The organism is Sphingomonas sp. SFZ2018-12, assembly GCF_022496715.1.
GTDB lineage: Bacteria > Pseudomonadota > Alphaproteobacteria > Sphingomonadales > Sphingomonadaceae > Sphingomonas.
Map to the genome: position 1 here is coordinate 297,558 of NZ_WTFM01000002.1, position 12,981 is coordinate 310,538.

Genomic DNA, 12,981 nt, shown 5'->3' on the forward strand with positions numbered 1-12,981 from the left:
CGCATGGCGCGCCAATGATCGCGCGCGAAACGCTGTCGCCGGCGGACCGGCCGCTGCTGTTCTTCGATTCGGGGATCGGCGGTCTGTCGGTGCTCGCCGCCACCCGATCGCTGCTGCCGCAGGCGCCGATCGTCTATGCCGCCGACTCGGCGGGATTTCCCTATGGCACGCGAAGCGAGGCCGACATTGCCGCGCGCGTGCCCGCGCTGCTCGGCCGGCTGGCCGAACGCTATGATCCGCGCCTGATCGTGGTCGCGTGCAATACCGCGTCGACGATCGCGCTCGCCGCCGTCCGTTCCGCGCTCGACCTGCCCGTGGTCGGCACCGTGCCCGCGATCAAGCCCGCCGCCGCGCTCAGCCGTACCCGCGTGATCGGCGTGCTCGGTACCGAGGCGACGGTGCGCCAGCCCTATGTCGACGAACTCGCGCGTGCCTTTGCCGCGGATTGCCGCGTTCTGCGCCACGGCTCGGCGGCGCTGGTCGAGATGGCCGAGGCCGTGCTGCGCGGCGAGGACGTCCCCGACGCGGCCTATGCCGACGTGCTTGCCGGGCTGCTCGACCAGCCCGGCGGCGACCGGATCGACGTCGTCGTCAACGCCTGCACCCATTTTCCGCTGGTCGAGGCGCAGCTGAAGCGCGCCGCCCCCCGCCCGCTGCATTTTGTCGATGGATCAGCCGGAATCGCGCGACGCGTCCAGGCATTGACGGCGGACCAGGCCTGGCCAGCGTCGCCGCGCGCCAATGTCGCCGTATTCACGCGACGCGACGCCGTGACCGCGCGGCTTGAGCCCGCTTTGGCCGGCTATGGCCTGAGCCGGATCGAAACGCTCTGATCGCCGGGCGGCGCGTGCTGCGCTCAATTGGTCGGCGCGGTCTCCCCAGCCGCCGACTGCGCATCGCGCGCGGCAAGTTCGCCATAGCGTTTCGCCATGGTCAGATGCGCCGAACGGGCACATTGATCCGCGGCGCGATCGGCGAGCAAGCGCGCCTGTTCCGCACGGCGCGCATAATATTCGGTGTTGGACGAAGCCATGTCTCAGCCTCCTGCATTTCATTGGCGCGCGGCGAATATCGATCGCGTCGATGCGTGCGACTCGGGGAAGGGAGTGCGATATCGGGGGGGGTAGCACAGCGCGCAGGTCGCGTCCTTGATCGAGAGCAATGTCGAAACTTTGCGCAATATCAGTCAGATGCGCTATCTCGTCCGCCTGTCAACCGGGTCCTTTGGCGGCTGGAAAAACGCAGGCGTCGCGTCTAGATACGCGCGCATGACACGAATTGCGGACGTGGGACCGGTCATGGACTATCAGCGCGCCTTCACCCAGGCGATCGACCGGCTGCACGCCGAGGGGCGCTACCGCGTCTTCATCGACATTCTGCGCAACAAGGGCGCCTTTCCCAACGCGCGCTGCTTCGCCGGCCATAACGGCCCCAAGCCGATCACGGTGTGGTGCTCCAACGACTATCTGGCGATGGGCCAGCACGCCGACGTCATCGCGGCGATGGAGGAGGCGCTGCACAATGTCGGCGCGGGATCGGGCGGGACCCGCAATATCGGCGGCAACACGCATTATCATGTCGACCTTGAGCGCGAACTGGCCGACCTGCACGGCAAGCAGGCGGCGCTGCTGTTCACGTCGGGCTATGTCTCGAACGAAGCGACGCTGTCGACGCTGGCAAAGATCCTGCCCGGCTGCATCGTGTTTTCGGACGCCCTCAACCATGCCAGCATGATCGCCGGCATCCGCAATTCGGGCTGTGAGAAGCGGGTATTCCGCCACAATGACCTCGCGCATCTCGAGGAACTGCTGGCCGAGGCCGATCCCGCCGCGCCCAAGCTGATCGCGTTCGAGAGCGTCTACTCGATGGACGGCGACGTCGCGCCGATCGCGGCGATCTGCGACCTTGCCGACAAGTATAACGCGCTCACCTATCTCGACGAGGTTCATGCCGTTGGCATGTACGGCGCGCGCGGCGGCGGCATTTCGGAGCGCGACGACGTCGCCGGCCGGTTGACGATCATCGAGGGGACGCTGGGCAAGGCGTTCGGGGTGATGGGCGGCTATATCACCGCGGACCAGACCATCATCGACGTCATCCGCAGCTATGCACCGGGCTTCATCTTCACCACGTCGTTGTCGCCGGTGCTCGTCGCCGGCGCGCTGGCGAGCGTGCGCCACCTGAAGGCGTCGAGCGTGGAGCGCGACGGGCAACAGGCGGCGGCGGCGACGCTGAAGGCGATGCTGGCCGCAGCGGGCCTGCCGGTCATGGCGACGACGACGCACATCGTGCCGCTGATGGTCGGCGACCCGGTCCGCGCCAAGCGGATCAGCGACATCCTGCTCGCCGAATACGGCGTCTACGTCCAGCCGATCAACTACCCGACCGTGCCGCGCGGCACCGAACGGCTGCGTTTCACCCCCGGGCCGAGCCACACGCCGGAGATGATGCGCGAGCTGACCGACGCGCTGGTCGAAATCTGGGAACGGCTCGAGCTGCGCAAGGCCGCCTGACGCCCGCGGTCATCGCCGCGTCACCTCCCGCGCGCATGATCGCGCTCGGGGGGATGGCCGATGACGATGATCCATTCGCTGCGCTGGCGCTTTACCGATCCGCTCCACCGCCGCTTCGTTGCCGAACGGCTGGCCGCGCTCAAGGCGGCGCTGCAGCGCGAGATCACGCAGGGCACGAGCGAGCGCAGCCTGCGGCTCGCCACCTGGAACCTGATGCATTTCGGCAATGGCGGCGGGTATCGCCGCACGCCCGAATCGATGCTCTACATCGCCGAGATCATCGACCATTTCGATCTGGTCACGGTGCAGGAGGTCAATCGCGACCTGACCGCGCTCGACACGCTGGTCAACGATCATCTCGGCACCGACTGGGACTATCTGGTCACCGACGCGGCGGGCGGCACCTCGCGTGAAGGGGGGCCGGGCAATCACGAGCGGCTGGCCTTTCTCTATCGCCGGGGCAAGGTGCATTTTGCTCGCGAAACCGGCGAGATCGTCTTGCCCGAGGGTCAGGAGATCGCCGCGCCCGGCGCCGACGGCGTCACCCGCCATGTCCAGTTCGCGCGCACGCCGTTCACCGTCGCGTTCCGCGCCGGCTGGCTCAAGTTCAAGCTCTGCACCGTCCACATCTTCTATGGCGACGCACGCGAAGGCTCGCCGGAAATGGCGCAGCGCCGTGCGGAGATCGCACAGATCGCCCGCTTCCTTGCCGATCGGCAGGCGGACGAGGCGCGCGCCGCCGTCCGCCGCGCGCGGGAGGACGGCTGGGTCCGTCCCGAAGATGCCGGGCGCGACGCAAACTATATCCTGCTCGGCGATTTCAACATCGTCTCGCCCGCGCACGAGACGATGCAGGCGCTGGAGGCTGCGGGATTCACCGTGCCGACCGCGCTGCACACCACCAATCTGGGCAATGACCATCATTACGACCAGATCGCGGTCAAGGCCGCGCATCCCGGCTTTGCAGTGCGCAATTCGGGCGTGTTCGACATGCTCGGGCACGTGTATCGCGACGAGGATGCGGCCTTCTACGTCGACCACCTGAAGCCGGAGCGTATTGCGGTCGACGGCGACGGCAATTTGCGCCCACGCGATCGTCAGGTCGACTATTTCCGGCGTTACTACCGGCGACATCAGATGTCCGACCACAAGCTGTTGTGGTGCGAGATCGCGATCGACTATGCCGACGCCTATCTGGCCGAAATAGCCGGGGCATGACCGTTGCCCCGGCGGCGTCAGTCCCGGCCGGCGGCCAACGTCGCGCGCCAGGCATAGCCACGATAGAGCGGCTGGAAACGCGCCTCCAGCCCCGCCGCGCGCGCGACGCGGGCGATGACGCGATCCAGATCGGCGCGCGGGCTGACATGGAATTTGGCGAGCCAGGCGAACAGCAGCCTGCGCCACGGGCGGGGCAGCTGCTCCTGCTGGCCGAAATCGACGATCTGCAGCGTGCCGCCGGGCGCCACGACCGCGGCGGCGGCGGCGATCGCATCCTCCCAGCCGGGAATCATCGAGATGGTGTAGCTCATGAACACCCGGTCGAACTGGTCACGGCCGAACATGGCGGCGGCATCGAAGCCGGTCGCGTCGCCCTGGGCCAACGTGATGCGTGCGCTCAACCCCGCGCGCGCGACATTCGCCCGCGCGGTCGCCAGCATCGCTTCGGAAATGTCGAAGCCAAAGAATTGCGCGTGGCGGTAGCGCCGCGCCGCCGCGATCAGGTTGCGCGCGGTCCCGCAGCCGACCTCGAGCACCGCCCCGCCCGCGGGCGGGGCAAGGTCGCGCAGCAAGGCGTCGCGACCGAGCAGATAATATTTGCGCGTCAGGTCGTAGATGTGGCGCTGGGTCGCATAGACCGCGTCCATCCGCCGCGCATGATCGCGCGCGCCGTCGGTCATCCTTTCAGCACATAGAGATGCACGCCGCCATAGATCGCAGAGCGGTCGCGGCGGGTATAGTCGAGCGATTCGTCCGCACGATAATCCCAGCGGTCGAGGATCGCGTCGGGCACGCGGCCGGGCAGCAGGCTGGGCTGGGCCGCGGTGCGGAACAGCACCCGCGCGCCGGGCTTCGCGGTCCGCGTGATGCCGGTCCACAGCCGGGTCAGCACCGCGTCGGTCATCCAGTCCTGGGCATCGAGCAGGATATAGCGATCGAGCGACGCATCGGGCATCGCGTCGAGATAATCGCACATGTTGGCGTGGCGCACCTCGACCCGGTCGACCCGCTCGACCACCGCCTGGTAATTGGCGGGTTCGAGATAGGGGGGTAGCGGCGCCGCCGGCCCCTCGCCATAGCCGCGCCCGAAGGCCTGCCACGCGAAATAATTCTGCGAGAGGTCGAAATCGCAGGCAAGCTTTTCCAGCCGCTGCTTGAGCACCGCCGAAATGCCCTGCGGATCATCGGACGCCAGCGCCTCATACTGCGCGGGCGGAATGCCCAGCCCGAAAAGCGACGCGGGTTGATCGACCAGCCAGCGGACGAACTTCTTGTCGAACACCGGGGCGAGCTTGGTCTCGAAGATCTCGCGCTGCTCCTCGATCGTGCGCGCTTCCAGCATCACGCGCGGATCGATGCCATAGAGCTTGGCGACCAGATGCGCGGCGCCGATGAAACCGCCGAGCAGTCCGCGCTTGTAGAATCCCTTGGAAAAGCCGGTGATCCGCTTGCGCCCGATCAGCCCGCGCCCTTCCCAATAGCGCCGCGACACATCGTCGAGATGCGGACGGACATACGCCATATAGGCTTCGACATTCTCGCGCCGGTTGGCCTGGCCGAAAAAGCGGTGGAAGGCGGCATGGTCGGGCAGGTGCCGCGCCGCCGCCAGCTTGAGCTTGTTGAGCGCGATATGCGCGGTGTTGAGGTCGACCGCGGTGATCGCGGCGGGATCGGCGGTCAGGTAGCTGAGCACGTTGCAGCCGCCCGACGCGATCGTCACGACATGGCAATCGGGCGTGATCGCCAACGCCTCCAGGTCGACGACCGGATCCTCCCAGATCTGGGCATAGACCAGCCCCCGGAAGGCGAAGGTGAAGGTCCGTTCGAGCAGCCCCTGCTTCGAGAGATGGTCATGCCGGTGCACCGCGCCGCGCACGGCCACATTCCGGGGAGCATTTTCAACCAGCGCCATGTCGTGAAATCCCCTCAAGCGCACGCCGCGCCGGTGAATGCCGTGCGCGTTAGGCTGACATTATGACGCTTGCGTTGCAAGTGCGTGACGGGCCGGGTCGGGTTGCGCGCGCGGCCGGCAAATCCGGCGCGCACGCGCGGGCGTCTGCGCCCCCGCCGTCACGCGCGGCGGACGCTGCCACGCGCGCTTCACCCCGGCATCCGCGGCCGTCAGGCGCGGCAATAGCCCTCGCCGGTGCGCACGATCAGGCAATCCGACTTGTCGAGCAGATACTTCATGCCGGTCGCCTCCCCGTTGCCGGGCGTCAGCGTCTGGTCGCCGTCCGGGCGGGTAAAGCGCAGCACGCCCCCGGTCACCGATCCCTTGAACGACCCTTCGGCATCGGCGTCCAGGCCCCAGCGGTTGCGGATGGTATAATGGCCGGGCCCGACTTCGGAATCGGCTGCGATGTCGAGGAACATGCCCTCGGGGCCGATCCAGCGGCCGGCGAAGTCCGGTTCGGCGGCGCTGTCATTGGCGGCCACGGTGTTTTCGACAGCAGCGTCGGCGTCGTTATCGCCGGCATCGAGGGGCATCGTCACATTGCTCTCGACCGTCGCCGGTTCGCGCGTGTCGTTGCATCCGCCGACCAGCATCAGCGTGCCGGCCAACATCATCCATCCTGCGGTGCGTGCCATGATCGTTTCCTGATGCCCATGAGCGGTGCACCAAGGCTAGCCCGAGGCGCGCCGGCGGGCTAGGGCGTTTCGTGCAACCGGAGAGCCAGCCCATGCCGCACCAGATCGTCCTCGCCTCCGACCATGCCGCCATCGAGCTGAAGGCGGCGCTCGCGCAATGGTTGCGTGAAGCCGGGCATGACGTCACCGACCTTGGCCCGCAGGATACGACCAGCGTCGACTATCCCGATTATGGCTATGCGCTCGCCGGGCATGTCGCGGCCGGAAAGGCGACATTCGGCATCGCGCTGTGCGGATCGGGGATCGGCATCTCGATCGCGGTCAATCGCAACCCGGCGTGCCGCTGCGCGCGCGTTGACGAGCCGCTGTCGGCGCGGCTGGCGCGTGAGCATAATGACGCCAACGTCCTGGCCATGGGCGCGCGGCTGATCGGCCTCGACCAGGCGAAGGCGTGTGTGGAGGCATTCCTGAGCACATCCTTTGCCGGCGGACGTCACCAGCGTCGCGTCGACAAGCTGAGCGCGCCAACCGGCTGAGCGCTGATCGCATCCCGACACTGTCCAGCCCCTTGATTTGACCACCACACCCTGTCATCACCCGTGTGAGAACGTTCACAATAATCGAACGGAAAGACGGAGGCACGGGTGCGTAGAACGGTCGGTGCAGCATGGATCATGCTTGGGTCGATGGTGGCGGCGGCGGGAGCCAGCGTCGGCCTTGCGCATCAGGGTCGCGCACAGCCCGCACCCGCCGAAACGGGCGTGGCCGATCCTGGAAAGTGGCCGCGCGCCGCCAGCCCGGCCACGATCACCACACCCGCGACCGAGGCCGAGATCGACCGATTGATCGCGCGCATGACGCTGCGCCAAAAGGTCGGCCAGTTGATCCAGGCGGACATCGCGTCGATCACGCCTGCCGACCTTGCCAAATATCCGCTTGGCTCGATCCTGGCCGGCGGCAATTCCGGTCCGTTCGGCGATGAACGCGCCAGCCCTGCCAAATGGGCCGAGCTGGTCGCCGCCTTTCGCGACGCCTCGCGCAAGGCGGGGGCGGGCGTGCCGATCCTGTTCGGGGTCGATGCGGTGCACGGCCATTCCAACCTGCCCGGCGCCACCATCTTTCCGCACAATATCGGCTTGGGCGCGGCGCGTGACCCCGAACTGATCCAGCGGATCGGCGCGGCAACCGCGGCGGAAATCGCCGGCAGCGGCATCGAATGGACCTTCGCGCCGACATTGGCGGTGCCGCAGGACCCGCGCTGGGGCCGCACCTATGAAGGCTATTCGTCCGATCCGGCGCTGGTCGCCGATTATGCGCGGGCGATGACCCTGGGGCTGCAGGGCACGCTGGTTGCCGGCAGGCCGCTCGACGCCCACCGGGTCGCGGCGACGGCCAAGCATTTCCTGGCGGATGGCGGCACCCAGGACGGCCGCGACCAGGGCGACGCCGTGATCGGCGAGGCCGAACTGATCGACGTCCACGCCCGCGGCTATCCGCCGGCGATCGACGCAGGCGCGCTGACCGTGATGGCCAGCTTTTCGAGCTGGAACGGAGTCAAGCACCACGGCAACAAAACGCTGCTCACGGACGTGCTGAAACAGCGGATGGGCTTTGCCGGCCTGGTCGTCGGCGACTGGAACGGCCATGGCCAGATCCCCGGCTGCAGGCCCACCGATTGCCCGGCCGCGGTGAATGCCGGCCTCGACCTCTATATGGCACCTGACAGCTGGAAGGGGCTGTTCGCCAGCACGTTGGAGGCGGCGCAGTCCGGCCGCATTCCGGCCGCGCGGATCGACGATGCGGTACGCCGCATCCTGCGGGTCAAGTTTAAGCTGGGCCTGATGGGGACCACGCCCGTGGCGCGCGGTGATGTGGCCAGCATCGGCGCGCCCGATCACCTGGCACTCGCCCGCGAGGCCGTCGCGAAGTCGCTCGTCCTGCTCAAGAACCAGGGCAATGTCCTGCCGGTCCGGCCGCGCAGCCGCGTGTTGATCGCGGGCAGCGGCGCAGACGACATGGCGATGCAGGCGGGCGGCTGGACGATCAGCTGGCAGGGCACCGACACCCGCGCGCAGGATTTTCCGCGCGGGCGCACCATCGGCCGCGCGATCGTCGACGGCGTGACCGCCAGCGGCGGCACCGCGACGCTGGCCCCGATGCCGAGCGATGCAGAGGTGGCGGGTGCCGATACCGCCATCGTCGTGCTGGGCGAAAAACCCTATGCCGAGTTCGAGGGCGATGTGCCCAGTCTGGCCTTTCGCCCCGCCGCCACCGATGCGGCGCTGGTCGCGCGGCTGAAGGCGGCGGGCAAACGTGTCGTCATCCTGTTCCTGTCGGGCCGGCCGATGTTCGTCGGCGGCCTGCTCAACCAGGCCGATGCCTTTGTCGCCGGCTGGCTGCCCGGCACCCAGGGCGAAGGCGTGGCCGATGTGCTAATCGCCGGCGCAAATGGCCGGCCGGCGCGCGACTTTACCGGCCGGCTGCCCTTTGCCTGGCCCGACGACGCGCGCGCGCCGGTCAAGCAGCCGCTGTTCCCGGTCGGCTATGGCCTGGACTACACGCGCGGCGGGTCGCTTGCGCGGGTCAACGAAGATCCGCGCGTCGATCTTGCGGCCGAGGAGGTCGCGACCAACTTCGTCGTGCGCGGCAAGGTGCCGGCACCTTGGCGCCTCGCCGACGACGGTGCAATCGCCACGCGCGCGATCGACCTGAAGGCACAGGAGGATGCGCGCCAGCTCACCTGGCTTGCCGACGCCGTGCTGACGATCAACGGCCCCGCAATCGATTTGACCCGCCAATCGAATGGCGGCCTCGCCTTGTTCATCGAATGGCGAATCGACCGCCGCGCGGCTGGGCTCGTGCGGGTCGCAATCGGCGAAGGCGCGATCGACCTCACCGCCGCGCTTGCCGCCAGCACCCCCGGCACGGTCGTGGAGACCCGGGTGCCGTTGCACTGCTTTGAAAAAGCGGGCACCAAGATCGCATCGGTCGGTTCACCGTTCCGCGTGCAGGCGCCCAAGGGCTTCGTCGCCACGTTGCGATCGGTGCGGATCGAGGCCGGATCGGGCGTTGCCGCCTGCCCCGGCACATCGAACCAACCCAGCCATCGGGAGTGAATCATGGCCCTGCAACCCGGCGCATCGAACGCCGCGCGTGACGACGCATCCCATATCGATGCGCCGCAACTTCAGCTGTTCGTCCTGGGGCTGTTTTTCATCTTCGGTGGCATCACCAGCCTGAACGACGTCATCATCCCCAAGCTGAAGGAGCTGTTCACCCTCAACTTCACCCAGGCGATGCTGGTGCAATTCTGTTTCTTCGCCGCCTATGCGGTGATCGGCATTCCCGGTGCCCGGCTGGTCAAGCGCATCGGCTATATGCGCGGCGCGGTGGCGGGCCTGTTGACGATGATGGTCGGGTGCATTCTGTTCATCCCGGCCAGCCAGACCGCAACCTATGGCCTGTTCCTGTTCGCGCTGTTCGTGCTGGCCAGCGGCGTGGTGATCGTTCAGGTCGTCGCGAACCCGCTGATCACGCTGCTCGGCAAGCCCGAAACCGCGAGCAGCCGGCTGACCTTTGCCCAGGCGTTCAATTCGGTGGGCACCACCGTTTTTCCGATCGTCGGGTCGATCCTGATCCTCGGCAGTCTGGCGACGGTCAGCGCCGATCAATTGACGGGGGCGCAACTCGACGCCTATCGCACCGCGGAAAGCCAGGCGATCGTCAACGGCTATCTGGGCATCGCGGTCGCACTCGCCATCGTCGCGGCGGTGGTGTGGCTGTTCCGTAACGCGCTGAAGGGCGAACGGCATGAGGCAAGCAGCGGACTGGCCGGGCTGGACCTGCTCAAGCGGCCGCGCTTCGGCTTCGGCGCGCTGTGCATCTTCCTCTATGTCGGCGCCGAAGTCTCGATCGGATCGCTGATCGTCAACTATCTGATGCAGCCTCAGGTCCTGGGCCTGGGCGAACAGGCGGCGGGCAAGCTGATCGGCGTCTATTGGGGCGGGGCGATGATCGGCCGCTTCATCGGGTCGGCGGTGCTGCGCGTGGTCAGCCCGGGCAAGGTGCTGGCAACGGTCGGCGTTGCCGCGATCCTGCTGATCGCGCTGTCGACGCAGACGACCGGCACGGTCTCGGCCTACAGCCTGCTGGCGATCGGCCTCGCCAACGCGATCATGTTCCCGACGATCTTTACGCTGGCGTGCGAAAAGCTGGGCGCGCGTGCGGCGGACGGTTCGGGCATCATCAACGTCGCGATCGTCGGCGGGGCGATCGTGCCGCTGTTGACCGGGGTCATCGCCGATGTCTCGGCCAGCCTGGCGGTCGCGCTGGTGCTGCCGGCCCTGTGCTATGCGGTGATCGCTGCCTTCGGCGTCTATGCCCGCCGGCCGGCCTGACCCGGACCCCGGCCCAGCACGACAAGCAACAGCACTGCACTTGCCGTCAACAACGCGAGCACGAGGAACAGCGCCGCAAAGCCATAGAGCGGCACCAGCGCCAGCGTCAGCCATGGCATGACCAGCGACGGCATCGTATTGGTCAGGTTGAACAGGCCCAGGTCGCGGCCGCGATGGCGCGCCGACGGCAGGACGCGCAGGGTCTGGCTGGCGTGGAGCGACAGAAAGACCGTGCTGGCCAGCCCGAACAGCGCATAAGCCGCGATCGCCATTGGCAGGGTGGTCGCGAGCGCCATCATCCCCAGCCCGGCCGCACAGAGTGCCGCCAATCCGGCCAGCGGTGCCAGCGGGCGGCCGGTACGGTCCGACCATCGCCCCAGCGCGAGGGCGACGATCACCGCGGCGCACAACACGGTCATGAAGATCTGTGCGGTGCGATGCGCGGGAAAGCCGGGCGCAAGGCTGCGCAGCCACAGCAACAGGAACGCGAACAGCGACGCCTCGGCAATCTGGACGAGCAGCCGCGCCAGCCACATGCCGATCACCGCACGCGGCCCGCTCGGTGCGGGATCGCGCGGGTCGGGTGCGGCGGGCGCGGACGTGGCCAAATGCGGCATCGCCCGCGCGCGCGCCGCGACCAGCCCCGGCGTGACCATCGCCAGCACCAGGATCGCGACGATGGTCGTGCCCCAGCGGGCTGGATCAAGCGGATCGGCGGTCACGACCACCCCGGCCAGCGCGCCGAGCGCCGGGGCGAAGGCGAGCAGCCCGCCCAGCAGCCCCTTTTGCGCGTCGGGCACCGCATCGCCCGCCCACGCTGCGAGCGGCGCGAGCATGGCGTTCAGGCAAAGCTGCCAGCCGATGATGCGCAGGATCAGTTCGCCCGGACCCGTCGCCAGCGGCATGGTCACCATCAGTGCCGACGATCCGATCATCCCCAACGCGATCAGCGGCCGCCGCACGCGCAGCGCATCGCTGATCCAGCCAAAGCCGATATTGGCGAAGCTGGCGGTCAACGCGCCGGCAAAGGTGCAATGGGCGATCAAAGTGAGCGCGCGCCCGGGGTCGTCGCCGCTGATCGCGGTCGCCTGCAACGGCAGCAACAGGGTGAGAAACGGCACATAGGCCACCGCACCGCCGGCAAAGGCCAGCGCGTAAAGCGACAGGAAGCGCGAATGCTGGGCGGCGGGACCCGCAGGGTCAGCCACGGTCATCGGCCGGCGGCGGGGCGGTGCTTTCGCGCACCACCAGTTCGCTGGCCAGTTCGACCGGCAGTTCCGACTGTTCGTCGCCCGTGGCCCGGATCAGCAACTCCACCGCGCGGGAAAATGCGCCGGCGATCGGCTGATCGATCGCGCAGAGCCGGGGGCGGGTGAAGCGCACGACCGGCGTGTTGTCGAAACTGATCAGCGACAGGTCGCGGGGCACCGCCATGCCGCGCGCCTTGGCCACGTCCAGCACCGCCAGCGCCATCTGGTCGCTGCTGGCGATGATGGCGGTCGGGGGCAGTGGGTGCGCCAGCAGCCGATCCGTCGCGGTCACGCCGCTGGCATGACCGAAATCGCCGCGCTCGCAATAGCCGGCGGTGGCAAGTCCCGCCCCCGCCATTGCCGCGCACCAGCCGTCGATGCGCCATTGCGACAGGCTGTAGTCGTCCGGTCCGGCGATGAAACCGATGCGGCGATGGCCGAGCGCGATCAGATGTTCGGTCGCGAGCCGCGCGGAATTTGCGTCGCCCAGGGTCATTGCGATGCCGGGACCGCGCGCCTGTGATCCGATGCGGGCAAAGGGGATGCGGCGATCAGACAGCAGGCGCGTGATCTGGGCGTTTTCCGAATGCGGCGGGGTCAGGATGACGCCGTCGGGCTGCAGGGCAGCCAGCGCCGCGCCCAGCTCGCGCTCGACATGGTCGCTATGCGTGTCGATCAGCTCGAAGATCATGCGGTAGCCATGTTCGGCGGATTTCAGCATCCCGCCGAGCAGCATCTGGTCGACCCAGTCATTGCCCTGCCGCGCCTGCCATTCGGCGATGGTGCGGTCGCGATCGTTGATCGCCAGGATCAGATAGGATCGCGATCCGCTCATCCGCTGGGCCGCGATCGAGGGGACATAGCCCAGCTTGTTGATCGCCGCCTGCACCCGCGCCTTCATGGCCGGGCGGACATTGGGTTCGTTGTTGATGACGCGGCTGACGGTCTGGAGCGAAACACCGGCGTCGGCGGCGACATGCTTGATGGTTACGGCCTGGCGGCGTCTGGCCATGC

At 67.9% G+C, this 12,981-nt stretch carries 12 protein-coding genes; 6 read left to right on the forward strand and 6 right to left on the reverse strand.

What is annotated here, in order from left to right; genetic code table 11:
* The first annotated feature begins 14 nt into the window (after nucleotides 1-14).
* Nucleotides 15-833 (forward strand): glutamate racemase, encoded by an 819-nt coding sequence (gene murI, locus GO308_RS10450; RefSeq protein ID WP_240885396.1) that lies wholly within the window; start codon nucleotides 15-17, stop codon nucleotides 831-833.
* 23 nt (nucleotides 834-856) lie between these two features.
* Here murI and GO308_RS10455 read toward each other — a convergent pair whose 3' ends face one another.
* Nucleotides 857-1,033 carry a hypothetical protein gene (locus tag GO308_RS10455; RefSeq protein WP_156437861.1) on the reverse strand — a complete coding sequence of 59 codons (177 nt, stop codon included), beginning with the start codon at nucleotides 1,031-1,033 and terminating at the stop codon, nucleotides 857-859.
* A gap of 265 nt (nucleotides 1,034-1,298) precedes the next feature.
* On the opposite strand from GO308_RS10455, the gene hemA reads away from it, so the two are divergent.
* Together hemA and GO308_RS10465 are read left to right on the forward strand one after the other, a co-directional pair.
* On the forward strand, nucleotides 1,299-2,513 hold the full coding sequence (gene hemA, locus GO308_RS10460) for a 5-aminolevulinate synthase (protein ID WP_156437868.1): 1,215 nt from the start codon (nucleotides 1,299-1,301) through the stop codon (nucleotides 2,511-2,513).
* A 60-nt stretch (nucleotides 2,514-2,573) separates the two neighbouring features.
* Nucleotides 2,574-3,731, forward strand: a complete 1,158-nt coding sequence (locus GO308_RS10465) for an endonuclease/exonuclease/phosphatase family protein (RefSeq protein WP_240885397.1) — start codon at nucleotides 2,574-2,576, stop codon at nucleotides 3,729-3,731.
* Nucleotides 3,732-3,748: 17 nt separating this feature from the next.
* On the opposite strand, the gene GO308_RS10470 is transcribed toward GO308_RS10465, so the two are convergent.
* The 3 genes from GO308_RS10470 to GO308_RS10480 form a co-directional block, all read right to left on the reverse strand.
* Nucleotides 3,749-4,411: a class I SAM-dependent methyltransferase gene (locus GO308_RS10470; RefSeq protein WP_240885398.1), complete on the reverse strand. Its 663-nt coding sequence runs from the start codon at nucleotides 4,409-4,411 to the stop codon at nucleotides 3,749-3,751.
* A complete protein-coding gene (locus GO308_RS10475; protein WP_066483424.1) occupies nucleotides 4,408-5,643 on the reverse strand; it encodes a DUF3419 family protein in 1,236 nt (411 codons plus the stop codon). The genes GO308_RS10470 and GO308_RS10475 overlap by 4 nt, the downstream gene beginning before the upstream one ends.
* Before the next feature lie 209 nt (nucleotides 5,644-5,852).
* The gene (locus GO308_RS10480) at nucleotides 5,853-6,320 is read right to left on the reverse strand and encodes a hypothetical protein (RefSeq protein WP_156454245.1); all 468 of its coding nucleotides are present in this window, start codon (nucleotides 6,318-6,320) and stop codon (nucleotides 5,853-5,855) included.
* Between the two features lie 92 nt (nucleotides 6,321-6,412).
* On the opposite strand from GO308_RS10480, the gene rpiB reads away from it, so the two are divergent.
* The 3 genes from rpiB (at nucleotide 6,413) to GO308_RS10495 (ending at nucleotide 10,717) form a co-directional block, all read left to right on the forward strand.
* On the forward strand, nucleotides 6,413-6,856 hold the full coding sequence (gene rpiB / locus GO308_RS10485) for a ribose 5-phosphate isomerase B (RefSeq protein ID WP_240885399.1): 444 nt from the start codon (nucleotides 6,413-6,415) through the stop codon (nucleotides 6,854-6,856).
* Between the two features lie 108 nt (nucleotides 6,857-6,964).
* Nucleotides 6,965-9,436, forward strand: a complete 2,472-nt coding sequence (locus tag GO308_RS10490) for a glycoside hydrolase family 3 N-terminal domain-containing protein (protein ID WP_346769084.1) — start codon at nucleotides 6,965-6,967, stop codon at nucleotides 9,434-9,436.
* 3 nt (nucleotides 9,437-9,439) lie between these two features.
* A complete protein-coding gene (locus tag GO308_RS10495) occupies nucleotides 9,440-10,717 on the forward strand; it encodes a sugar MFS transporter (protein ID WP_066483417.1) in 1,278 nt (425 codons plus the stop codon).
* On the opposite strand, the gene GO308_RS10500 is transcribed toward GO308_RS10495, so the two are convergent.
* Entirely contained in the window at nucleotides 10,696-11,931 is a 1,236-nt protein-coding gene (locus GO308_RS10500; RefSeq protein ID WP_240885400.1) for an MFS transporter, read from the reverse strand. The genes GO308_RS10495 and GO308_RS10500 overlap by 22 nt on opposite strands.
* Nucleotides 11,918-12,979, reverse strand: coding sequence for a LacI family DNA-binding transcriptional regulator (locus GO308_RS10505; protein ID WP_240885401.1), 1,062 nt, complete (start codon nucleotides 12,977-12,979; stop codon nucleotides 11,918-11,920). The genes GO308_RS10500 and GO308_RS10505 overlap by 14 nt, the downstream gene beginning before the upstream one ends.
* Nucleotides 12,980-12,981 lie beyond the last annotated feature (2 nt).